The 21347-nt window shown below is 66.0% G+C and carries 23 protein-coding genes; 15 read left to right on the top strand and 8 right to left on the bottom strand.

All coding sequences use genetic code 11. The features are described from left to right. The first annotated feature begins 122 nt into the window (after positions 1–122). The 14 genes from LRS09_RS03460 to LRS09_RS03525 all read left to right on the top strand — a co-directional run bounded on the left by LRS09_RS03460 (position 123) and on the right by LRS09_RS03525 (position 11205). Positions 123–800, top strand: a complete 678-nt coding sequence (locus tag LRS09_RS03460; protein ID WP_257804277.1) for a response regulator transcription factor — start codon at positions 123–125, stop codon at positions 798–800. Positions 801–876: 76 nt separating this feature from the next. Further along, on the top strand, positions 877–2136 hold the full coding sequence (locus tag LRS09_RS03465; protein WP_257804279.1) for a flagellar hook protein FlgE: 1260 nt from the start codon (positions 877–879) through the stop codon (positions 2134–2136). Positions 2137–2167: 31 nt separating this feature from the next. Next, positions 2168–3637 carry a flagellar hook-associated protein FlgK gene (flgK, locus tag LRS09_RS03470; RefSeq protein ID WP_308240273.1) on the top strand — a complete coding sequence of 490 codons (1470 nt, stop codon included), beginning with the start codon at positions 2168–2170 and terminating at the stop codon, positions 3635–3637. Beyond that, positions 3634–4683 (top strand): flagellar hook-associated family protein, encoded by a 1050-nt coding sequence (locus LRS09_RS03475; protein WP_257804280.1) that lies wholly within the window; start codon positions 3634–3636, stop codon positions 4681–4683. The genes flgK and LRS09_RS03475 overlap by 4 nt, the downstream gene beginning before the upstream one ends. 39 nt (positions 4684–4722) lie before the next feature. Then, the gene (flaF, locus tag LRS09_RS03480) at positions 4723–5070 is read left to right on the top strand and encodes a flagellar biosynthesis regulator FlaF (RefSeq protein WP_257804281.1); all 348 of its coding nucleotides are present in this window, start codon (positions 4723–4725) and stop codon (positions 5068–5070) included. Continuing rightward, positions 5067–5513 (top strand): flagellar biosynthesis repressor FlbT, encoded by a 447-nt coding sequence (flbT, locus tag LRS09_RS03485; protein ID WP_257804283.1) that lies wholly within the window; start codon positions 5067–5069, stop codon positions 5511–5513. Before flaF ends, flbT begins: the two co-directional genes overlap by 4 nt. Next, positions 5513–5911, top strand: coding sequence for a flagellar hook assembly protein FlgD (flgD, locus tag LRS09_RS03490; RefSeq protein WP_257804285.1), 399 nt, complete (start codon positions 5513–5515; stop codon positions 5909–5911). The genes flbT and flgD overlap by 1 nt, the downstream gene beginning before the upstream one ends. An 8-nt stretch (positions 5912–5919) precedes the next feature. Then, positions 5920–6186, top strand: coding sequence for a flagellar biosynthesis protein FliQ (gene fliQ / locus LRS09_RS03495; RefSeq protein WP_257804286.1), 267 nt, complete (start codon positions 5920–5922; stop codon positions 6184–6186). A gap of 227 nt (positions 6187–6413) precedes the next feature. Then, the gene (flhA, locus tag LRS09_RS03500; RefSeq protein ID WP_374684895.1) at positions 6414–8507 is read left to right on the top strand and encodes a flagellar biosynthesis protein FlhA; all 2094 of its coding nucleotides are present in this window, start codon (positions 6414–6416) and stop codon (positions 8505–8507) included. Continuing rightward, complete coding sequence (gene fliR, locus LRS09_RS03505) at positions 8504–9256, top strand: flagellar biosynthetic protein FliR (protein ID WP_257804288.1); 753 nt, start codon at positions 8504–8506, stop codon at positions 9254–9256. The genes flhA and fliR overlap by 4 nt, the downstream gene beginning before the upstream one ends. A 2-nt stretch (positions 9257–9258) precedes the next feature. Next, entirely contained in the window at positions 9259–9639 is a 381-nt protein-coding gene (locus tag LRS09_RS03510; protein WP_257804290.1) for a hypothetical protein, read from the top strand. A gap of 65 nt (positions 9640–9704) precedes the next feature. Next, the gene (locus LRS09_RS03515; RefSeq protein WP_257804291.1) at positions 9705–10241 is read left to right on the top strand and encodes a rod-binding protein; all 537 of its coding nucleotides are present in this window, start codon (positions 9705–9707) and stop codon (positions 10239–10241) included. Between the two features lie 11 nt (positions 10242–10252). Beyond that, a complete protein-coding gene (locus LRS09_RS03520) occupies positions 10253–10672 on the top strand; it encodes a hypothetical protein (protein WP_257804292.1) in 420 nt (139 codons plus the stop codon). Positions 10673–10677: 5 nt separating this feature from the next. Continuing rightward, positions 10678–11205, top strand: coding sequence for a hypothetical protein (locus tag LRS09_RS03525; protein WP_257804293.1), 528 nt, complete (start codon positions 10678–10680; stop codon positions 11203–11205). A 4-nt stretch (positions 11206–11209) separates the two neighbouring features. Here the strand turns inward: LRS09_RS03525 and LRS09_RS03530 are convergent, their stop codons facing one another. Then, a complete protein-coding gene (locus tag LRS09_RS03530; protein ID WP_257804294.1) occupies positions 11210–12013 on the bottom strand; it encodes a crotonase/enoyl-CoA hydratase family protein in 804 nt (267 codons plus the stop codon). A gap of 233 nt (positions 12014–12246) precedes the next feature. Here LRS09_RS03530 and LRS09_RS03535 point away from each other — a divergent pair, with 233 nt between their 5' ends. Continuing rightward, the gene (locus LRS09_RS03535; RefSeq protein ID WP_257804295.1) at positions 12247–12747 is read left to right on the top strand and encodes a MarR family winged helix-turn-helix transcriptional regulator; all 501 of its coding nucleotides are present in this window, start codon (positions 12247–12249) and stop codon (positions 12745–12747) included. Here LRS09_RS03535 and LRS09_RS03540 read toward each other — a convergent pair. The 7 genes from LRS09_RS03540 to LRS09_RS03570 all read right to left on the bottom strand — a co-directional run bounded on the left by LRS09_RS03540 (position 12744) and on the right by LRS09_RS03570 (position 21244). After that, positions 12744–13163, bottom strand: a complete 420-nt coding sequence (locus LRS09_RS03540; protein ID WP_257804296.1) for a thioesterase family protein — start codon at positions 13161–13163, stop codon at positions 12744–12746. The genes LRS09_RS03535 and LRS09_RS03540 overlap by 4 nt on opposite strands. A gap of 2 nt (positions 13164–13165) precedes the next feature. Beyond that, complete coding sequence (locus LRS09_RS03545; protein ID WP_257804297.1) at positions 13166–14416, bottom strand: thiolase family protein; 1251 nt, start codon at positions 14414–14416, stop codon at positions 13166–13168. Continuing rightward, entirely contained in the window at positions 14413–16275 is a 1863-nt protein-coding gene (locus LRS09_RS03550; RefSeq protein ID WP_257804298.1) for a feruloyl-CoA synthase, read from the bottom strand. The genes LRS09_RS03545 and LRS09_RS03550 overlap by 4 nt, the downstream gene beginning before the upstream one ends. A 132-nt stretch (positions 16276–16407) precedes the next feature. Next, positions 16408–17268 carry a 3-keto-5-aminohexanoate cleavage protein gene (locus LRS09_RS03555; protein WP_257804299.1) on the bottom strand — a complete coding sequence of 287 codons (861 nt, stop codon included), beginning with the start codon at positions 17266–17268 and terminating at the stop codon, positions 16408–16410. After that, the gene (locus tag LRS09_RS03560) at positions 17261–19210 is read right to left on the bottom strand and encodes a biotin carboxylase N-terminal domain-containing protein (protein WP_257804300.1); all 1950 of its coding nucleotides are present in this window, start codon (positions 19208–19210) and stop codon (positions 17261–17263) included. The genes LRS09_RS03555 and LRS09_RS03560 overlap by 8 nt, the downstream gene beginning before the upstream one ends. A gap of 64 nt (positions 19211–19274) precedes the next feature. Further along, positions 19275–20072, bottom strand: coding sequence for an enoyl-CoA hydratase-related protein (locus LRS09_RS03565; protein ID WP_257804301.1), 798 nt, complete (start codon positions 20070–20072; stop codon positions 19275–19277). After that, complete coding sequence (locus LRS09_RS03570; RefSeq protein ID WP_257804303.1) at positions 20072–21244, bottom strand: acyl-CoA dehydrogenase family protein; 1173 nt, start codon at positions 21242–21244, stop codon at positions 20072–20074. Before LRS09_RS03570 ends, LRS09_RS03565 begins: the two co-directional genes overlap by 1 nt. Positions 21245–21347 lie beyond the last annotated feature (103 nt).

The following is a 21347-nucleotide window of genomic DNA, read 5'->3' on the forward strand; positions in this document are numbered from 1 at the left end:
GCCCGAAGGGGCCGCGGGCGATACCCTAATTATGGTTAACAAGAATTCACGGATGTTCGCGATTCCGGCCCGGGGCTACCCCTTTTGACAGAAGTGGGGCTTCTGATTCGTGGGGCGGGACAATGATCGTTATCGTGGACGAGCGCGAGCTCGTAAAAGGCGGATTCAGTTCGCTTTTCAGCCGTGAAGGTGTCGCCAGCGCGGGCTTTCTTCCGGGCGAGTTCGACGAGTGGATCGACACCGCCGCGCAGCCCGACCTGAAAGCGGTCTCCGCGGTGCTGATCGGCGAGTGCGGCGAGCACGATCTGTCGCCGCGCCGCATCCGCGACCGCACCGCCGCCCCGGTGATTGCGCTCAGCGAACAGCACTCGCTGGAGAACACGCTCAAGTTGTTCGAGGCGGGTGTCGACGACGTCATCCGCAAGCCTGTCCACATCCGCGAGATCCTCGCCCGCGTCTGCGCCATCCGCCGCCGCGGCGCCGAAGAGGCAAGCTATGCCGAGGTCGGACCGATGCGCATCTACATGGACGGCCGCGACCCCGAGATCGACGGCGCGCCGCTGCCACTGCCGCGCCGCGAGCGCCGCATCCTCGAATACCTGGCGACCAATTCCGGCCGCCGCGTCACCAAGGCACAGGTCTTCAACGCGATCTACGGCGTGTTCGACGAGGACGTCGAGGAGAACGTCGTCGAGAGCCACATCTCGAAGCTGCGCAAGAAACTGCGCGAGAAGATGGGCTTCGATCCGATCGAATCCAAGCGCTTCCTGGGCTATCGCCTCGCCACACAGGCTGCCTGACCCCGACCCGACAGCCCCGCGCAAGTCCCGGGCTGTAGGCTCATCCTCAGCGGCACCACATCCGAGGAGTAACGGAATGAGTCTTTACGGAATGATGCGGACAGGCGTCTCGGGCATGAACGCCCAGTCGAACCGCCTGTCGACAACCGCAGACAACATCGCCAATTCCAGCACCAATGGCTACAAGCGGGCGAAGGCGGAGTTCTCCAGCCTGGTGCTGCCGAGCACGCCGGGCGCCTACAATTCCGGCGGCGTGACGACCTCCATCCGCTACGCCATCACTGATCAGGGCGCGCTGCAGTACACCACCTCGATTTCCGACCTCGCGGTCAAAGGCAACGGCATGTTCGTTGTCCAGGATGCGGCCGGAAACTCCTTCATGACCCGTGCGGGTTCGTTCGTACCCGACGGCAACGGCCAGCTCGTCAATGCGGCAGGCTTCACCCTGATGGGTTATGACGCCTCGAAGGGCGTCCCGACAGCGACCACCAACGGCTTCGAAGGCCTTGTTCCGGTCAGCCTGTCGCAGAACGAGCTCAACGCGACTCCGTCGACGAAGGGCTCGATGTCGCTCAACCTGCCCGCGCTCGCGGAAGATCTCTCGACGGGCGACGTGCCGTCGGACAACCTCGCGACCTCGAAATACACCGCCAAATCGTCGATGCAGGTCTATGACGACCTCGGCGGCCAGGTCGTGCTCGACATCTACTTCACCAAGACCGGCGCCGACACCTGGGAAGTGGCCGTGTACAACAAGGCCGACGCCGGCACGAACGGCGGTTTCCCCTACTCGTCGGCGGCGCTGTCCACCGAGACGCTGACCTTTGACCCGACCACAGGCGACTACACCTCGACCAGCCCGACATCAGTGTCGCTGACGATCCCCGGCGGCCAGGCCTTCACGATCGACCTGGAGAATGCGACGCAGCTCAAGGCGGACTACACGCTGTTCGACTCCTGGTCGAACGGCAACGCCCCGAGCTCGATCGAGCAGATCACCATCGACGGCGATGGCACCCTTTACGCCCAGTACGGTGACGGCACCACCAAGGCGCTCTACCGCATCCCGTTGGCCACCACGCGAAGCGACGACATGCTGACGGTGCTGCCCGGCAATGTCTACAGGCCGAGCAACGAGTCCGGCTCGGTGCTGGTCGGCTTCCCCGAGGACGGCACGTTCGGCTCGGTCGTGTCGGGCGCACTGGAGAACTCCAATGTCGACATCGCCGACGAGCTCACCAGCATGATCGAGGCGCAGCGCAGCTATACCGCCAATTCCAAGGTTTTCCAGACAGGCGCCGACCTGATGGACATCCTTGTGAATCTGAAGCGCTAGCTGAAGGTCTGCCGGGGGGCAGGGCCGACGGATGTCGCTTACGACCGCACTCAACATCGCGAAACAGTCGCTTCAGTCGACGTCGCGCCAGACTGCGGTCGTCTCGCAGAACATCTCGAACGCGAGCAATTCAGACTATGTACGGCGCAACGCCGTCGTCTCGAGCGAGGCGCCGGGCGCGCGCGTCGTCCTCATCCAGCGCGCGGCCAACGAGGCGCTGTTCCGCGCCAACCTCTCCGCGGTCTCATCCTACGAAGGCCAGGGGACGCTGCGCACGAGCATAGATTCGCTCGCGCTGGCGGTGAACGGTGTCGACAACGCCAACTCGGCCGCTACCGCGCTCGGATCGCTCTACGAGGCGATCCAGCTCTATTCGAACAATCCGGCCAACACCTCGCTCGGCGAGAACGCCATCGAGGCGGCGCGCCAGGTGGTGCGTTCGCTGAACGAGGGCACGGCCGCCGTCAGCTCCCAGCGCACCAATGCCGACATGCAGATCTCGGTCGCCGTCGGCGAGCTGAACGGCCTGCTGGCTGACTTCCAGTCTGCCAACAGCGCGATCGTGGCCGGCACCCAGACCGGCCGCGACGTTTCCGACCAGCTCGACCAGCGCGACGCGCTGTTGAAGAAGATCGCGCAATATGTGCCGATCTCGACCATCACGCGCGAAAACAACGACATGGTGCTCACCACCGCGTCGGGCGCGATCCTGTTCGAGACGACGCCGCGCTCGGTGACCTTCCAGCCGAAGCCCGGCTATGACGCCTCGACCACCGGCAACGCCGTCTACATCGACGGGGTGCCGCTGCAGGCCGGCATCGGCGGCGACACCAACGCGACGGGCAAGATCGCCGCCTACCTGCAGCTCCGCGACACGGTCGCGCCCGCGGTCCAGGCCCAGCTCGACGAGGTCGCGCGCGGCGTCATCAGGGCCTTCGCAGAGACGGACCAGACCGGAACCGATCCGGATCTCGCCGGCCTGTTCACCTGGAGCGGCGGACCGGCCCTGCCCGCGGACGGCACGCTGTCGCCCGGGATCGCAGGCTCGATCGCGGTCAACGCGGCGATGGATTCGCAGCAGGGCGGCAATCCGACCGTCCTGCGCGACGGCGGCGCCAACGGCGCGGACTATGTCGCGAACACCGCCGGGAACGCGTCGTTCTCGTCCCTGCTGATCGGCTATTCGAGCAAGCTGGACGAGACGATCCCCTTCGACGCGTCAGCGGGCGTCGGCGCCAGCGCCAGCGTGATGGAATACTCCTCCAGCATCATCGGCTGGCTGGAGAACCTTCGCCAGCAGGCCACGGCGGCCGAGGAGACCAAGGGCGCGCTCGTGTCACGCACCGCGGAAGCACTGTCGAACGACACCGGGGTGAACATGGACCAGGAAATGTCGCTCCTAATCGAGCTGGAACACTCATCGATGCGTCTGCCCGTCTCCTCAAGGCCGTCGACGAAATGCTGGCCAACCTCATTTCGATGGTGGGGTAACGGGCGATGAAATCCTCCTACGTCTCTTCGAACGCGATCAGCCAGGCGCTGCGCTATTCGATGATGAAGATGCAGACCGACCTCGTGTCCGCGCAGAAGGAGAGCACGACGCTGCGTGTCGCTGACGTCGGCCTGGCGCTCGGCTCGCGCACCAGCGAGACGGTGTCGCTCGCCCGCGACGTCAGCCGCCTCAACGGCATCATCGATTCCAACGCGCTCGTCTCCTCGCGGCTGACCTCGACGCAGGACGTGCTGGGCCAGCTGACCGCGCAGGCCGAGGAACTGCGCTCGACGCTCGCGGCGGCCGTGTCCGGTTCGTCCGACCGCGGCGTCGTCCAGGCCGGCGGCGCGGCGATGATGGACCTGCTGACCTCATCGCTGAACACCAGCATCAACGGCCAGTACCTGTTCGCGGGCATCAACACCGACGTGAGACCCGTCTCCGATTTCTCCAATGCCTCCTCCCCTGCGAGGGCCGCCTTCGACACCGCCTTCCAGACCTATTTCGGCTTCAGCCAAACGCATGCCGACGCGGCCGACATCACGTCGGCCGAGATGGAAGACTTCCTCACCAACGTGGTCGAACCGCAGTTCCTGGGCGCGGGCTGGGAGACCAACTGGTCGAGCGCGACGGACGAAGGCATCGTCTCGCGCATCGCGCTCAACGAGACGGCCGAGACCTCGGTCAGCGCCAACATCACTGGCCTGCGTAAGCTCGCGATGGTGTCGGCGATCACCTCCAGCTTCATGCAAGGCAACTTCAGCGAGGCTGCCACCAAGGCCGTCACCGAACGGGCACTTGCCCTGACGGTCGAGAGCATATCGGACATCACCGACCGGCAGGCGCTGGTCGGCGTGACCCAGCAGCGCGTCACCAACGCTTCCGAGCGCATCGACACGCAGATCGGAGTCTTCGAATCCACGATCACCGACATGGAGAGCGTCGACCCCTACGAGGCCGCCACGCGCGTCTCCGCGCTCGTGTCGCAGATCGAGACCGCCTACGCGCTGACCGCGCGGATCCAGAACCTGAGCCTGCTCAAATACATGAGCTGAAACTGAATTCGGACGAGCCATTTCGGGACACGACCAGGCATGTATCAATTCTCCTACGCCGACATTCAGACGGACTCGATCGCCGACGCGAAGGATCGTGAGCGGCAGGTGCTCGACCGGTCGATCGAACTCCTGATCGAAGCCCGGACCGCCGGGGTCGATTCATTCAAGTCGATCGAGGCGATCCATTTCTCACACAAGGTCTGGACCACCCTGCTCGAGGACCTCGCCAGCCCCGACAACGAGCTGCCGAAGGAACTGCGTGCGAACCTCATCTCGATCGGCCTGTGGGTGCTGCGCGAAGCCGAGAACATCCGTCAGGGCACTTCGAACAATTTCGACGGTCTGATCGAGATCTCGCAGATCATCAGGGACGGGCTGCAATGAAGAACACCCTGAAGATCTCGCTCAAGCCGAACGAGAAGATCTACATCAACGGCGCCGTGGTGAGGGTCGACCGCAAGGTATCGATCGAGTTCCTCAACGACGTGCAGTTCCTGCTCGAGAACCATGTCATGCAGCCGGAGAAGGCGTCGACGCCGCTGCGGCAGCTCTATTTCATCGCCCAGATCATCCTGATGACGCCTGGTGCGGCCGAAGAGGCGCGCGCGATGTTCAGGAAGTCGCTGTCGCTGCTTCTCGCCAACTTCACCGACGACGGCATCCTGGCCGGGTTAAAGGAGATCGACCGGCTCGTGGGCGAGGATCAGGTCTACGACGCCCTGAAGGCGATCCGCGCGCTGTATCCGATCGAGGCCATGATCCTCGATAGCAGCGCCCCGCGCCGGCCCGTCCAGCGGGAAGCCTTCGCAGCCGCGGGAGCACGTTGATGTACGTATCCAACTATACCTCGCAGAACACGTCGACATCCTCCACGTCGACGGCGTCGTCCGGCACCATGGTCGACTACCAGTCCTTCCTGAAGCTGCTCGTCGCCGAGATGAAGAACCAGGATCCGACGAGCCCGATGGAATCGACGGACTATGTCGCGCAGCTCGCCACCTTCAGCCAGGTCGAGCAGTCGGTGCAGATGAATACGAAGCTCGACAATATCCTCCAGGCCTCTGTCCTGGCGCAGGCGGGATCGCTGATCGGCAAGACCGTGACCTCGGCCGACGGATCGATGACCGGCACGGTCAAGGAGGTCAAGCTATACAGCGATGGCATCATCGCCGTGCTCGACAACGGCAAAGAGGTCCCTATGCTTCCGGGCGTCAAGATCAGCTAGGACGACCCATGAACGAGGCCGACGCGCTCGATATCGTCCAGGCCGCCATCTGGACCGTGCTGATTGCGTCTGCGCCCGCCGTCGTCGCAGCCATGCTGGTCGGCATCGGCATTGCGCTGCTGCAGGCCCTGACGCAGGTGCAGGAAATCACGCTGACCTTCGTGCCCAAGATCGTCGCGATCCTTCTCGCGCTGGTGCTGACCGGCCCCTTCGTCGGCGCGCAGATCTATGCTTTCTCGGAAGTGGTGTTCCAGCGCATCCAGACAGGCTTTTAGGAGATCGCCCGGAAACTTTACTCTGACGGCCATCTGACGGCGTTTTCTGCGCTTCCGGTGCTCACGGACCCAAATGCCCGCTGCGCGCGTCGCCTATGGCGACCCCGAAACCACCGCCATATGACTCGCCAGAGCAAGTTTCCAGGCAATCTCCAGGCCCACCCTCGCACAAGTTTGGCCCCCTAGTCTGAGCGGAGCGCCATGCGTCGGCGCGTGATTCCGCGAGGATTGCCTTGGCCCTGATCGAGACGCTTCCGAGGTTGACGAACGCCCGCAACGGGCGTGACGTCGGATTCGCCATCGGCATCGTCGCGATCCTGTGCATCCTCTTCCTGCCGATCCCCCCGTTCGTCATCGACATCGGGCTCGCCTTCTCGATCGCGCTGTCGGTGCTGATCCTGATGGTGGCGCTGTGGATCCAGCGGCCGCTCGACTTCTCCTCCTTCCCGACGATCCTGCTGATCGCGACGATGCTGCGGCTGGCGCTGAACATCGCCACGACCCGCGTGATCCTGTCGCACGGCAACGAAGGCACCAACGCCGCCGGCTACGTCATCGGCGGCTTCTCAAGCCTTGTGATGAGCGGCGATTTCGTCATCGGCATCATCGTCTTCTCGATCCTGCTGGTGGTGAACTTCATCGTCATCACCAAGGGTTCGACACGTATCGCCGAGGTCGGCGCGCGCTTCACCCTCGACGCCATCCCCGGCAAGCAGATGTCGATCGACGCCGACCTCTCGGCCGGCCTGATCAACGAGAAGGAAGCGCAGCTGCGCCGGCGTGAACTCGAAGAGGAAAGCTCCTTCTTCGGCTCCATGGACGGCGCCTCCAAATTCGTCCGCGGCGATGCCATCGCCGGCCTGATCATCACCGGCGTCAACGTCGTGGGCGGCATCGTCATCGGCTATGCGCGGCACGACATGGATCTGGGCGAGGCGGCCGAAGTCTTCGTCAAGCTGTCGGTTGGCGACGGTCTCGTCACGCAGATCCCGGCGCTGATCGTGTCGCTGGCCGCCGGCCTGCTGGTCTCCAAGGGCGGCACGCGCGGCTCGGCCGACCAGGCGGTCATGGGCCAGCTCTCGGCCTATCCCCGCGCGCTCTATGTCGCCGCGATGCTGCTGACCATCCTGTCGCTGCTGCCCGGCCTGCCGATGCTGCCCTTCCTGTCACTCGCGATTCTGATGGCCGTCATCGGCTACGTGATCCCGATGCGTCAGAACCGGCAGGCGGCCGAGGCGACGGCGCTCGAGAACCAGAAGCAGGCGCAGAAGGAGGAGGAAGAACGCAACTCGGTCAAGGAATCGCTCAAGACCGCAGAGATCGAGCTCCTGATCGGCAAGCAGCTCTCGACCAAGCTGGTGGTCGCCCACCAGGAGATGGCGTTCCGCATGGGCAAGATGCGCAAGAAGTTCGCCCAGCAATACGGCTTCGTCGTGCCGGAGGTGAAGCTCACCGACGACTTCTCCATTCCCGGCAAGGCCTACCAGATCCGCATGCACGGCACGGTCGTCGCCGAGAACCAGATGCGCGTCGGCGAGCTGATGGTGTTGCTCGGCGCCAAGGAGCCGCCTGACATGCCGGGCGAGGAAGTGCGCGAGCCGGCCTTCGGCATGCGCGCCTTCTCGGTGCCGGAGATGTTCGCCGACGACCTGAAGCGCGACGGCTACGCCTTTGCCGACAACCTGTCGGTGCTGCTCACCCACCTGTCGGAAGTGATCCGCAACAACCTGCCGCAGCTTCTCTCCTACAAGGACATGAAGGCGCTGCTCGACCGGCAGGACCCGGAATACAAGAAACTCGCCGACGACATCTGCACCTCGCACATCTCCTATCCGGGCCTTCAGGCCGTGCTGAAGCTCCTGCTCGCCGAGCGCGTCTCGATCCGCAACCTGCACCTGATCATCGAGGCGATCGCCGAGATCGCGCCGCATGTTCGCCGCACAGAGCAGATCGTTGAGCATGTGCGCATCCGCATGTCGCAGCAGATCTGCGGCGACCTGTCGGAAGGCGGCGTGCTCAAGGTGCTGCGCCTCGGCAACCGCTGGGACCTCGTGCTGCACCAGAGCCTGAAGCGCGACGCAAAGGGCGAGATCCGCGAATTCGACATCGATCCGCGCCTGCTCGAGGAGTTCGGCCAGGAGGCCGGCAAGGCGATCCGCAAGCTGATCGACGGCGGCGAACGCTTCGCCATCGTCACCGCACCCGACGCGCGCCCCTATGTGCGCATGATCATCGAGCGGCTCTACCCGACGCTGCCGGTGCTCAGCCATGTCGAGATCGCCAAGGGCGTCGAGATCAGGGTGCTGGGCTCGGTCTCGTGACCGCCACCCTGCCCGACCTCGTTATCGCGGCGTTCATCACCTTCTGCCGCGTCGGCGCCTGCTTCATGGTGATGCCGGGCCTGTCGAGCGCGCGCGTGCCGTTGCAGATCAGGCTGTTCGTCGCCGTCGCGGCGACGCTGGCGCTGCTGATGAACATGTCGGACCTGGTGATCCCCTATGCCCGCCGGCAGCCGGCCGAGCTGGCGCTCCTCGTCATCTCCGAGAGCCTGATCGGTGGCCTTATCGGGCTTATGGCCCGCTTCTATCTACTGGCGCTGCAGTTCATCGCCAGCGCGATCTCGATGATGGTGGGCTTCAACGGCGGCATGGGCCATTCGATCGCGGAATCGGAGCCGGAATCGACGCTCGCCGCGCTGATCTCCTTCGCCGGCCTGATGCTGCTCTTCGTCCTCGACTTCCACCACGAGATCGTCAAGGCGCTCGTGCTGTCCTACCAGCTGGCGCCGCTCGACGCGTTCTTCAATCCGCAGTCCAGCCTCGTCGACCTGACCGACACGCTGTCCGAGGCGTTCATGGTCATGCTCCGGCTCGGCAGCCCGTTCCTCGCCTATTCGCTGCTGGTGAACCTCGCGATCGGCTTCGTCAACAAGCTGACGCCGCAGATCCCGGTCTATTTCATCTCGCTGCCCTTCGTGATCACGGGCGGCTTCATCCTGCTCTATCTCGGCATGCCGATCTTCCTTTCCCTCTTCGCCGGCAGCTTCGCCAGCGTGACCGTCGGACGTTGACCATGACGAACCGAAGCGACCGCCTGAAGCAGATCGTGAAGCTCCAGAAGAAGGTGACGGAGATCCACGAGATGCGCCGCGCCAACTATCTCGCCCAAGCCGCGGCGGCCGACCGCGAGGCGAAGGAGATCCTGGAGGCGCGCAACGAAGGTTCGATGTCGAACCTGTTTCCGGACGTCTATTCGCGCTTCGTCGAAAAGGCGGTCGCACGCGCCCGCGAAAACGAGACGCTGGCGCAGGCCGAGGGGCTGAAGGTCGCCGCTGAGACTGCCCGCACCAACATCGTGGAGCGGACCTGGCGCGAGGCCCTGCGGGAGGAGGAACGCAAGGCCGAGGAGCGTGCAGCGCTTGATGCCGTCGAGCAACGTCTGGCGCTGAAATAGCGGCTCAAGCCTGCCGCAAGTTTATTCGCCTACGTTTTTCCAACGAAACAGCAGGGGAGAGCACCTTGGCCAATGCCGTCATCGACGCCCTCGGCGGCACCGCGATCGCGCAGCCGAACGCGTCCGTGGACGCATCCGAGAGCCGCGTCGAACGTCTCGCGCGGCTCGCCGCCGTGTCCGATGCCCGCAGCGCTGCCGCACTCGCCTCGCCTCGCGCGGCCGCAGGCAAGGTCCCCGAGACCTTCCAGAAGTTCGAGGGCATGGTGCTGCAGACCTTTATCCAGTCGATGCTGCCGCAGGAGAGCGAGGCGGTCTACGGCAGCGGTCTCGCCGGCGACATGTGGAAGTCGTTCCTCGCCACCGAGATCGCCAACCAGATGGCGAAGGCAGGCGGCATCGGCATCGCCGAGCGGGTGCTCGGCCAGCACTACATGGACGGAGAGAAGAAGGTGGCGGTCTCCGGCCTGCCCGGCGCGGCGGAGAAGTCCGGTCTCGCCGACCAGCGGCTCCTGTCGTCCAGCCTCGTGCAGGAAATGCAGCGCATGATGATGAAATCGCTCGGCGAGGACCTGGCGGCCACCGGCCGCTCGAGCGCGGACTGACGGGGTAGACGATGAGCGACACCACATTCTACAGCCCCAACCTACCGCAGCTCGTCTCCGGCGCGTCCGAGCGGACGCCGCAGGGCAGCGTCGGCTCGATCTCCGCCATCATCGGCCGCATCGAAGAGGCGATCGAGAGCGAGACGGCGTCCATCAGGTCGGATCCGAAATTCGACATCCACGCCTCCAACGCCAAGAAGAGCCGCTACCTCTACGAGCTGAACCGCGCCGTGAAGGGCATCTCGATGAGCGACTTCGCCGAGAAACATCGCGACGCGATCGCGCGGCTGAAGGAGAAGCTCGTCGCCAACGAGGCGGTCATCCGCGCCCATCTCGCCGCCGTGGCAGAGGTGGCGGGCCTGATCCAGACCGCGATCGAGCGCGCCGAGACGGACGGCACCTATTCGACCAGCGCGTTCCAGCGGATCTGACGGGCATGGTGAAGTTCATCGTCGCGGCTGTCTGGATCGTCGCCGTCACGGTGGGTTCGATCTTCTTCGCCTTCTCCTCGACCAGTGACAAACCGGGCGAGGTCGAGAAGCCTGCCCCGTTCTTCGGCGGCCTCGACTATGTGAAGACGGACGTGATCTCGGTTCCGGTGGTAAAGAATGGCGAAGTGGCGGGCTACTTCATCGCCCGCTTCGTCTTCACCGCCGAGCCGGCGCGCATCGCCAAGATGAGCGTACCGATGCAGTCGATCATCACCGATGAGTTCTTCACCTACCTCTATTCCAATCCGCTGATAGACTTCACCCGCGGCGACCGCATCGACATCAACGCGTTCCGCAGCGGACTGCGCGACAACCTGAACAAGCGGCTCGGCGAGGACGTGGTCCACGAGGTGATGATGGAGCAAGTGGACTACTTGTCGAAGCAGGAAATCCGCGACAACGCCATGAAACGGCGCATACCGCCGAAGGCCAAGCAACTGCCGGAAGCTCCCAAGCCGTCCAGCGGGCACTGAGGGGTCAGCTGAAGTTCGGCTTGCGCTTTTCCAGAAACGCCCGCAGCCCTTCCAGAGCGTCCGGGCCGGTTTGCGACAAGGCCGCGCTGAGGCTTTCCGCATAGAGCCCGTCGCTACGGCTCATGTCGTCGATGCGGGCGATCGAGTGGATGACCAGATAGTTGACCAGCGAGGCGTTGGAGGCGATGTCGCGCGCCAGCGCAATCGCCTTGTCGAGCCCTTCGCCCTCGCCGACGAGATAGTGCGCCAGACCCAGCCGATAGCCTTCCGCGGCATCGTAGACCCGCCCCGTCAGCATCATCTCCGTCATTCTGTCCGGCCCCAGGATGCGGCCGATTCGCACCGTGGCGCCACCGCCGACGAAGATGCCTCGCTTGCCCTCGGGAAGCTGGAACCGAACGCTGGGCTCCGCGACGCGCACATGGCAGGATGCGGCGATCTCGAGCCCGCCGCCGATCACCGAACCCGACATCGCCGCCACCACCGGCAGCCCGCCGAACTGGATCGTGTCCATGAGCTGGTGCCAGCGGCGCGAATGCTTCATGACGTCCGCCGGTTCGCGCCGCGACTGCTCTCCGAGGTCGAGGCCTGCCGAGAAATGCCCGCCGGCCCCGATCACGACCACCGCGCGCACGCTCTTTGGCGGCGCGTCGAAGAAGGCGCGCAGCCCGTCCGCGAGCGCGTCGGAGATCGCGTTGCGCTTCTCCGCCCGGTCGAAGGTGAGGATCGCAATATCGTCGCGTAGCTCCACCAGGACATGCCCTGCCCCGTCCGGCAGGCGCGTCTGGGGACTGGTGGTGAGGCTCATGGCTGCTGCAGTTCCGCTGGCATCGACTGTATTGTTCTATATCATAACAATATCGGTCGGTTCAATCGACGCATAGCCGGTAGCGATCGCCGCTTGGCGATTTTGCGGTCGTCCTGCACTATTCGTGTGCAGATCAGGTGCGATTCGCGGCCGTCGCATGCGGTTCGGCCGACGTCGGACCTCCGGTCATACCGCGGTTCCCGGCTTTCGCCGGGCCTGTTCCAAGAGGCGCCATGACGGTCGACACGAAGCCAGGACCTCGCCGCCGCGACGCCCCGGCCGCATCCGCCGAGATGCCCGACAAAGAAGGCATCATCGGCTACAAGCTGCGCCGCGCGCAGCTTGTCGTGTTCCAGGATTTCCTGCAGACCTTCGCCCGGATGAAAGTCCGGCCGGCCGAGTTTTCGGTGCTGTCGATGATCGCCCGCACCCCCGGCCTCAAGCAGACCGAGATCGCCGAGGCACTGGGCATCAAGCGCGCCAACTTCGTCGCCCTGATGGATGGGCTGGAGGCGCGCGGCCTCGCCGACCGGCGCAAGGGCGGCGCCGACCGCCGCTCGCACGCGCTCCACCTGACGCCTGAGGGCGAGCGCTTCGTCAGGAAGATGCTCGCCGTCTGGCACGAACATGAGGACCGCATGGTCCGCAGGCTCGGCGGTCCGCAGGAGCGCGACCGCCTGATCGAACTGCTCGACCGTCTGCTCGCGGGACAGGCCACGGCGAGGGAAGACTAGCCCCTCGGCGCTGCCGCGACCTCGTCCGGAATCGCATATCCCTTGATCCTGCCCGGAGCGTCCGGATCGACGCCGGCCCAGACCCGCGTCTCGCGTGCCTCGATCGCCAGCGCGTCGCTTTTGTAGACCCTGTGCAGGATGTCGAAGGACGACCGCCTGATTTCGCTTGCCTGCGTCTCGATACGGATCACGTCGCCGTAGCGCGAGGGGATGATGAACTTCGCGCCCGTGTCCACCATCGGGATGCCGACGATGCCGTAATGCTTCGTCCAGGCGATCTTCTTCATGCCGATGGCCTTCTCGAGCAGATAGGCCGTGGAGGCGTCGAACATCGCGAAATAGCGCGGATAGAAGACGATGCCGGCCGCATCGCAGTCGCCCCATTCGATCTCGATGTCACGGCTGTTCACCAGCATGGCTAGGCCGCCTCCGGATTTTCCACCAGCACTGCGATCCCCTGTCCGCCGCCGATGCAGGCGGACGCGATGCCGTAGCGCAGGCCTGATCGCTTCAGCTCGCGCGCCACGGTCGTCGTGATGCGCACGCCGGTCGCGCCGAGCGGATGGCCGATCGCGATCGCGCCGCCGTTGACGTTCGTCTTGTCCTCGTCCAGCCCCAATTCGCGGATGCAGGCGAGGATCTGCGCGCCGAAGGCCTCGTTGATCTCGATCCGGTCGATCTTGTCGAGTGAAAGCCCCGCCTCGTCGAGCAGCGCGCGGATCGCGGGTGCCGGTCCGATACCCATGATGTGCGGCGGCACGCCGACGGTCGCCGCCGCGACGATGCGCGCGAGCGGTGTCGTGCCGGCGCGCTCAGCCGCTGCGCGCGAGCCGACGATCGCCGCCGCGGCGCCATCCACCACAGCCGATGAATTGCCGCCGGTCTGCACGCCGCCAAACGCCGGCCTGATCTTCGCCAGCGCCTCGTAGGGCGAGGGACGGACATGGCTGTCCTTCGCCACGCTCTCGACGCCGCGCGGCAGCCGGATGCCGCGGGCATTATAGCCCTCCTGCTCGAATGCCTCGCTCGTCACCGCGACGATCTCGCCGTCGATGAAGCCGTCGGCCTGCGCCTTCAGCGCACGGTTGAAGGAGCGCTCTGCGAAGCGGTCCACTTCCTCGCGGCCGATCTGGTATTCCCGCGCCAGGTTCTCCGCCGTGTCACCCATAGTGCAGGAAACCGCCGGATCGAGCAGCGCCTCCCAGAGGAAGTCCTTGAAGGCGACCTGACCCATCTTGAAGCCGTTGCGGTGCGTATAGGCGGCGACAGGATTGCGGCTCATCGATTCGGTGCCGACGCAGAGCGCGAGGTCGACGCGCTGCTGCTCGACCATGTCGGCCGCCTGCACCAGCACCTCGATGCCGGTGCCGCAGATGCGCTGCACCAGATGCGCCGGGCGCTGATAGGGCACGCCGGCATAGAGGCCGATGTGGCGCGGCGTCATGTAGGCGTCGAACGAGGCCTGCGCCATCGAGCCGGCGATGGTGGTGCCGATCTCATTCGGATCGATGCCCGCTTTGTCCAGCACCGCGCGCGCGGCCTTGATGCCGAGGTCGATCGGCGAAATGTCGGCGAAAGCGCCGGTGTAGTCGACGAACGGCGTGCGCACGCCCTCGATCAGCCAGGCGTCCTCGAAACGGTAGCGGAGGCCTTTTTCGGCGGCAGTCATGCGGTCTTCCTTGCGACGAGAATGTGAGGCGGCGGCGGTTCGGCGTAGAGATCCTCGACCAGGCCGGGGCGCGCGGTGATGACGGCGCGCTGGTTGATCGATCCCTTGTCGGTGATCTCGCTTCGGTCCATCGACGGCGGCGTGTCGAGCACGACCGCGCGGGCCACGAGATTGGCGCTGCCGGTCGAGGTCTTCGCCAGCGCGTCGAGCCTTTGCTGGAAGAGGTCCCTCAGCGCCGGGCTGTGCGCGAGGTCGTGCTCGCTCGCCGCGGCAAGCTCCGGCGCGATCCGGCGCGCGGCGTCCACGTCGAGAAACAGCATCGCGCCGATGTGGTTGCGATCGAGGCCGGTCAGCACCGCCTCCCGCACATAGGGCGCGAAGGCACGGATGATCGCTCCCTTGACGGATGCGAGGTTGACCCAGGTGCCGGTCGACAGCTTGAAGTCCTCCGACACGCGGCCGTCGAAGAGCAGCCCCTTGTTGACGTCGGCGGGATCGACGAACTTCAGCGCATCGCCGATCTTGTAGAAGCCTTCCTCGTCGAAACATTCGGCCGTCTTGTCCGGCTGGCGCCAGTAGCCGGGTGTGACGTTCGGGCCGCGCAGCCTGAGCTCGAGCTTGTCGCCGTCCGGCACCAGCTTGAGTTCGACGCCCGGCGCCGGCAGGCCCACCTCTCCGGGCCGCTCGACCGCCCAGGTCGTGGTGGACGCAAAGGGCGCGGTCTCGGTCGAGCCGTAGCCGGTGATGATCATGACCCGACCGCCGGTGGCCTGGCGCGAAATCCGCTCCAGCCCGTCCCACACATGCTGGGCGAGGCCGGCGCCGGCATATTGCATCAGGTTCAGCCGGGCGAAAAAGCTCTCGCGCAGCCGGTCGTTACGCTCAAAGTGGCCGAGTAGCATCTCGTAGCCCTTAGGCACGTTGAAATAGAGCGTCGGCGATACCTCCTCGAGGTTGCGCACCGTCTTCAGGATGCCGGCCGGCGTCGGCGCGCCGTCGTCGATGTAGAGCGTGCCGCCATTGGCGAGCGTGATGCCGAAATTGTGGTTGCCGCCCGCCGTATGGTTCCACGGCAGCCAGTCGACCATCACCGGCGGCTCGTCCTTGAGGAAGGCGAGCGCGGCGGCGATCATCGCCTGGTTGCAGGTCATCATGCGCTGCGTGTTGATGACCGCCTTCGGCATGCCGGTCGAGCCGGAGGTGAACAGGAACTTCGACACCGTGTCCGGCGTCACCGCCGCGTCCGCCGCTTCCACGACGTCGGTGGGCACGGTGGCCACAGCGCAGTCGAACATGGTCGCCGGCAGGTCTGGCACCGCGTTGCGGGCGACGAGCAGGGAGATATCTTCCGACCAGATCGCCCGCAGTGCCTTGTCGAACGGCGCACCCTCGGCGACGAAGACCATTCCGGGCGTCAGCAGCTTCACCAGATAGCGGAGCTTCTGGTGGTCGGTGGAGACCAGTGAATAGGCGGGCGACAGCGGCGCGAAGGGGATGCCCGCCATCATCGCGCCGAGCGCCAGCAGGCCGTGCTCGACCGAATTGCCGGAAAGGATCATCAGCGGACGCTCGGCCGACAGGCCGCGGTCGATTAGGAACTGCGCCAGCGACCGCGCCTTGGCCAAGGCCTGCGCATAGGTGATGCGTCGCCACTCGCCATGCGGCCCCCTGTCGGCGAGGAAGACGCGGTCCGGCTCCGTCCGCGCCCAGTGGCGCAGCAGATCGGTCATCGAACGGGGATAGTCGTCCAGCCGCGCACGCGGGCGGATCAACAGCGTCCCGTCCGCGCGCCTCTCCAGCTCCGCGGCGAGATCGCCCATCCGCACCGGCCGCATGCCGGGCACATCGACCAGCGGCATTCTTCTCCTCCCGGATACTGTTATCTTGTATAACAATCTTGTGGCGGTGGTTCAAGGGCGCATGACTGTTTGCGCATTCAGTCAGAGCCGCTCAGCCCCTCCATCTGCCACGATCGGCGAAGAACGAAAGCCTTACTCCCGCAGGCCCAGCATCGCACGTGCCTCGGCCGGCGAAGCTATCTCGCGGCCGGCTTGGCGCGCGCAGCCGGCGAGTGCCTCGATCAGCTGGCCGTTGCCGGTCGCGCGCGTTCCGTCGGGCAGGTAGAATGTGTCTTCCAGCCCCGTGCGCAGCATGCCGCCGAGCTCCGCCGCGCGCTGGTGCACCCGCCAGATCTCGGCCCTGCCGATCAGCGTCGCCTGCCAGCGCGCGCCTTCGATCCGGTAATTCAGCAACAGCTCCAGCAGCGCGGCGTCGACGGGCATGCCCGAGGCGACACCCATGACGAAATTGTACTGCGCCGTTCGCGCCATGCCGTTCGCCACATACATGCCGACCGAACGCACGATGCCGGTATCGAAGCACTCGAATTCCGGCAGCGCGCCGGCCTCGGCCATCTCATCGAGGAACGCCTTCACCTTCTCGACCGGATTGTCGAACAGCATCGGCGGCCAGGCCCAGGCGCCGTCGGCCTTGATCTTGAGATAATTCAGGCTTCCGGCGTTGCAGGCGGCGATCTCCGGCCGCGCCGCGCGGATGCAGGCGAGCGGTCCGGCGATGTCCCGGCCGACCGTGCCGGTCGTCTGGTTGACCACGACGCCCGGGCATGCCTGCCGGATCGCCTCGCAGACGGCCACCGCCACGTCCGGCTCCCAGCTCGGCAAGTGGCCCCTGCCGGCGCCCTGCTGCCGGAAGTGGATATGGATGATCGAGGCCCCGGCGTCATAGGCCTCGCGCGCCGAGGCGGCGCATTGTTCCGGCGTGACGGGAATAGCGTTCTGCGACGGGTCTGTCAGCACGCCGTTCAGCGCGCAGGTGAGGATCGCCTTATCCATGGTCGGGCTCGATCTCCGCGATGAGCTGGCCCGCCGCCACCTGCGCGCCTTCGGCCACGTGCAGCGCCGCGACGACCCCGTCGATGGCCGCGTTGAGCGCGTTCTCCATCTTCATCGCCTCCACCATCGCAATCATGTCGCCCACGCTCACTGCCTGCCCCGCGACCACGCCCACCGCGCGGACCACGCCCGAGACGGGGGCCACGATGCGGCGCGGGTCTTTCGTCGCCGGCGGCCGCACCAGAGGATCGGGCTCGTGGAAGATGAAGACCGTGCCGTCCCGGTCGAGATGGACGTCGCGGCCGTCGAACAGGAAGCCGGCCCGACGCGACACGCCCTCCACCGAGAAGGCGATGTCGTCGTCACCGAGCCGCACCGCCTCGATCGCGACCGCCTCTCCGCCGACGGTGACGCCAACCAGCCGACCTCGCTCGAAGCGCACTTCCGTCTCCAGTCGATCCGTCCCGCAGGCGAGTGTGATCGGGCAGTTCGCAGCGCCGGTGGAACGGAACCAGCTGCCACCGTCGCGGCTCGCCAGCGCCACCGCGGCGATCGCGAAATCGAACGCAGCGGGCTGCGGCGCGTCGAGAATGGCAGCGCCCTCGCCGATCCAGCGGTCGATCAGCCCGGTGGTCATTTCGCCCTGCCGGAACGCTTCGGCGGACAGGAGGTCGATCAGGAAGCGGCGGTTGGTCGCAATGCCGAGAAGGGTCGAGCCGTGCAGCGCCGCGACCAGCCGATCGATCGCCTGCGCCCGGTCCGGCGCGTGCGCGATCACCTTGGCGATCATCGGGTCGTAGTAAGGCGTCACGACGCCGTCCTCTGCCACGCCGGCATCGACGCGCACGCCGTGCCCCTCGGTCGGCCGCCAGCGCAGGATTTGGCCGCTCTGCGGACGGAAGCCGTCATAGGGGTCCTCGGCATAGAACCGCGCCTCGATCGCATGGCCGCGCAGGCTCACCTCATCCTGCGTGGCCGGCAAGGCCTCGCCTGATGCCACGCGCAACTGCCACTCGACCAGGTCGAGGCCGGTCACCATCTCGGTCACCGGATGCTCGACCTGCAGCCGCGTGTTCATTTCCAAGAAATGGTAAGTGCCGTCCTGCGCGACGATGAACTCCACCGTGCCGGCGCCCTCGTAGCCGACCGCCCTCGCCGCGCGCACGGCGTCCGCGCCCATGGCGAGCCTGAGCGCCGGCGTGACGAAGGGCGACGGCGCTTCCTCGACGATCTTCTGGTGCCGGCGCTGCGCCGAGCAGTCGCGCTCGCCGAGATGGATCGCATTGCCGTGGCGGTCAGCGAAGACCTGGATCTCGGTATGCCGCGCATCGATGACGAGTTTCTCGATCAGCACCGACGGATCGCCGAACGCATTCTCGGCCTCGCGCCGGGCGCTTTCGAGCGCTGCCGCGAAATCCCCCGCCCGGTCGACCCGGCGCATGCCGCGCCCGCCGCCGCCCGCCGCCGCCTTGATCAGCACCGGGAAGCCGATCCGCTCCGCCTCCCGCGCCAGTGTCTGCGGAGACTGGTCCTCGCCCTCATAGCCCGGCACCACCGGCACGCCGGCTTGCGACATCAGCCGCTTGGCGCGCGCCTTGTCGCCCATGGCATGGATCGCGGTTGGCGGCGGGCCGACGAAGATCAGCCCCGCTGCCACGCATGCCTCGGCGAACGCCGCATTCTCGGACAGGAAGCCGTACCCAGGATGCACCGCGTCGGCGCCAGCGGCGCTCGTGGCCTCGATGATCGCGCCGGCATTCAGGTATGAGTCCGCCGGGAGCGGACCGCCGATCCGCACCGCCCGGTCAGCCAGCCGCACATGGGGGGCGTTCGCATCGGCATCGCTGTAGACCGCGACGGTTGCGACCCCCATCCGCCGTGCGGTGCGGATGATCCGGCAGGCGATCTCGCCGCGATTGGCGATGAGGAGGGAGCGGATCATGCGGATACCTGGCGACGAAGCCCGTGACGGTGAGCGGGTGTTTTTGCGATCGGGGGATTCTGCATCATCCTACCGCCCAGCCCGGCCTGCGCTTCTCCAGGAACGCCGCCGTGCCCTCCGCACCCTCGGCGCTGCGCAGTGCGATCGCGGACAGTTCCGCCGCGCGGTCGATGATCCCGCCGGTCGGCGCCAGCCGCGCCTCGGCGATCAGACCCTTGGTGGCGGCGAGCGCGCCAGGCGCGCAGCGCAGGATTTTGCGCACGCAGGCTTCGACCGCCGTGTCGAGATCGTCCGCCACCTCGTGCACAAGACCGAGCGACAGCGCCTCGTCGATGTCGATGAAGCCGCCCACGACGGCCAGCCGCTTGGTCTGGCCGTAGCCGATCCGCTCGATCAGCGGCGGCAGGATCTGCGCCGGCAGGATGCCGAGACTGGTCTCGGGCAGGCCGAATCTCGCCCCGCGCGACGCGATCGTCACGTCCGACACGCAGGCAAGCCCGAAGCCGCCGCCGAGCGCGGCGCCCTCGACCGCTGCGACGACGGCGACACCCGTCCGCGCGAACTCGGCCAGCATCTCGCCGAAGGCGCGATTGACGGCCGCGAACGGATCGGGCCGCCCTTCCACCAGCGGCTCTGCGCGCGCCTTCGCCATGTCGGCGATGTCGCCGCCGGCGCAGAACGTGCCGCCGGCGCCGCGCAGCACGATCACGCGCACGCTCCCGCCCGCCTCGGCCGCCGCAAGGGCCGCGCGCAGCTCGCGCACCATCGCCAACGACATGGCGTTCTTCACCGCCGGGCGATTCAATGTCAGCGACAGAACGCCGTCGCTCTCCTCGGCGAGGATGGTCTCGTAATCCGCCATCAGTGCGACTTTGCCGCCTTGTTGCTGGTGCCGGGCAGCGTGCCCTCCAGCTTGCAGATGATCGACAGCATCACCTCGTCCGCGCCGGCGCCGATCGACACCAGCCGCGTGTCGCGATAGGCGCGGCTGACCGGATTGTCGGCGGTGAAGCCCATGCCGCCCCAATATTGCAGGCAGGCATCCGTCAACTCGCGCGCCAGCCGCCCGGTTTTGAGCTTCGCCATCGAGGCGAGCTTGGTCACGTCCTTGCCCGAGACATACAGCTCGATCGCGCTCCAGGTCAGCGCCCTGAGCAGCTCGACCTCGGCGCGCAACTCGGCCAAGCGGAAGTGCACCACCTGATTGTCCAGGATCGACTTGCCAAAGGCCTGCCGGTCACGCGTGTAGTCGATGGTGAGGTCGATCAGCCGGTCGAATCCCTTGATGGAGCTCGCGGCGGAATAGAGCCGCTCCTCCTGGAACTGCAGCATCTGGTAGGTGAAGCCGAAGCCCTCCTGGCCAATGACGTTCGCCTGCGGCACGCGCACCTCGTCGAAGAAGAGCTGCGCGGTGTCGGAGGAATGCATGCCGATCTTGTGGATCTTCTGCTTGGTGATGCCCCTGGCGTCCATCGGCACGCAGATCAGCGACTTGTTCTTGTGCGCCGGCCCGTCCGACGTGTTGGCGAGCAGGCAGCACCAGTCGGCCTTCAGCCCGTTGGTGATCCACATCTTCTGGCCCGTGATGACATAGTCGCCGCCGTCCTTGCGCGCCGACGTTTTCGCCGCCGAGACGTCCGAGCCGGCGCCGGGTTCGGAGACGCCGAGGCAGCCGACGACATCGCCGGCAATCGACGGCGCGAGGAAGTTCTTCTTCACGTGGTCGGACCCGAAGCGGTTCAGCGCCGGCGTGCACATGTCGGTGTGCACCCCGATCGCCATCGGCACGCCGCCGGCATGGCACAGGCCCAGCTCCTCCGCCATCACCATCGAATAGGAGAAGTCGAGGCCAAGCCCGCCATATTCGGTATCGTATTTGATGCCGAGCAGGCCGAGATTGCCGAGCTTCTTGAACAGCTCGTGCGACGGAAACTCCTCAGCCGCCTCCCAGGCGTCGAGATGCGGATTGATCTCGGTGTCTACGAACTTCGCCACCGTGCGGCGGAGGTTCTCGTGTTCGGCAGTCAAGTGCATGCGGTTTCTCCCTACGATCTTTCCCCCTCACCGTCTCGGGCTTCGCCCGATCCACCTCTCCCCCATTGCATGGGGGAGAGGAGTGGTAGCCTCGGCGATTGGC

Origin of the sequence: Mesorhizobium sp. J428 (assembly GCF_024699925.1) — a bacterium.
Classification (GTDB): Bacteria; Pseudomonadota; Alphaproteobacteria; order Rhizobiales; family Rhizobiaceae; genus Mesorhizobium_A.

Excerpts from the sequence above, each read along its gene's own strand:
- LRS09_RS03460 (WP_257804277.1), top strand. The coding sequence starts at position 123 with ATGATCGTTATCGTGGACGAGCGCGAGCTCGTAAAAGGCGGATTCAGT.
- LRS09_RS03465 (WP_257804279.1), top strand. The coding sequence starts at position 877 with ATGAGTCTTTACGGAATGATGCGGACAGGCGTCTCGGGCATGAACGCC.
- flgK (WP_308240273.1), top strand. The coding sequence starts at position 2,168 with ATGTCGCTTACGACCGCACTCAACATCGCGAAACAGTCGCTTCAGTCG.
- LRS09_RS03475 (WP_257804280.1), top strand. The coding sequence starts at position 3,634 with ATGAAATCCTCCTACGTCTCTTCGAACGCGATCAGCCAGGCGCTGCGC.
- flaF (WP_257804281.1), top strand. The coding sequence starts at position 4,723 with ATGTATCAATTCTCCTACGCCGACATTCAGACGGACTCGATCGCCGAC.
- flbT (WP_257804283.1), top strand. The coding sequence starts at position 5,067 with ATGAAGAACACCCTGAAGATCTCGCTCAAGCCGAACGAGAAGATCTAC.
- flgD (WP_257804285.1), top strand. The coding sequence starts at position 5,513 with ATGTACGTATCCAACTATACCTCGCAGAACACGTCGACATCCTCCACG.
- fliQ (WP_257804286.1), top strand. The coding sequence starts at position 5,920 with ATGAACGAGGCCGACGCGCTCGATATCGTCCAGGCCGCCATCTGGACC.
- LRS09_RS03510 (WP_257804290.1), top strand. The coding sequence starts at position 9,259 with ATGACGAACCGAAGCGACCGCCTGAAGCAGATCGTGAAGCTCCAGAAG.
- LRS09_RS03520 (WP_257804292.1), top strand. The coding sequence starts at position 10,253 with ATGAGCGACACCACATTCTACAGCCCCAACCTACCGCAGCTCGTCTCC.
- LRS09_RS03525 (WP_257804293.1), top strand. The coding sequence starts at position 10,678 with ATGGTGAAGTTCATCGTCGCGGCTGTCTGGATCGTCGCCGTCACGGTG.
- LRS09_RS03530 (WP_257804294.1), bottom strand. The coding sequence starts at position 12,013 with ATGAGCCTCACCACCAGTCCCCAGACGCGCCTGCCGGACGGGGCAGGG.
- LRS09_RS03535 (WP_257804295.1), top strand. The coding sequence starts at position 12,247 with ATGACGGTCGACACGAAGCCAGGACCTCGCCGCCGCGACGCCCCGGCC.
- LRS09_RS03540 (WP_257804296.1), bottom strand. The coding sequence starts at position 13,163 with ATGCTGGTGAACAGCCGTGACATCGAGATCGAATGGGGCGACTGCGAT.
- LRS09_RS03545 (WP_257804297.1), bottom strand. The coding sequence starts at position 14,416 with ATGACTGCCGCCGAAAAAGGCCTCCGCTACCGTTTCGAGGACGCCTGG.
- LRS09_RS03550 (WP_257804298.1), bottom strand. The coding sequence starts at position 16,275 with ATGCCGCTGGTCGATGTGCCCGGCATGCGGCCGGTGCGGATGGGCGAT.
- LRS09_RS03555 (WP_257804299.1), bottom strand. The coding sequence starts at position 17,268 with ATGGATAAGGCGATCCTCACCTGCGCGCTGAACGGCGTGCTGACAGAC.
- LRS09_RS03560 (WP_257804300.1), bottom strand. The coding sequence starts at position 19,210 with ATGATCCGCTCCCTCCTCATCGCCAATCGCGGCGAGATCGCCTGCCGG.
- LRS09_RS03565 (WP_257804301.1), bottom strand. The coding sequence starts at position 20,072 with ATGGCGGATTACGAGACCATCCTCGCCGAGGAGAGCGACGGCGTTCTG.
- LRS09_RS03570 (WP_257804303.1), bottom strand. The coding sequence starts at position 21,244 with ATGCACTTGACTGCCGAACACGAGAACCTCCGCCGCACGGTGGCGAAG.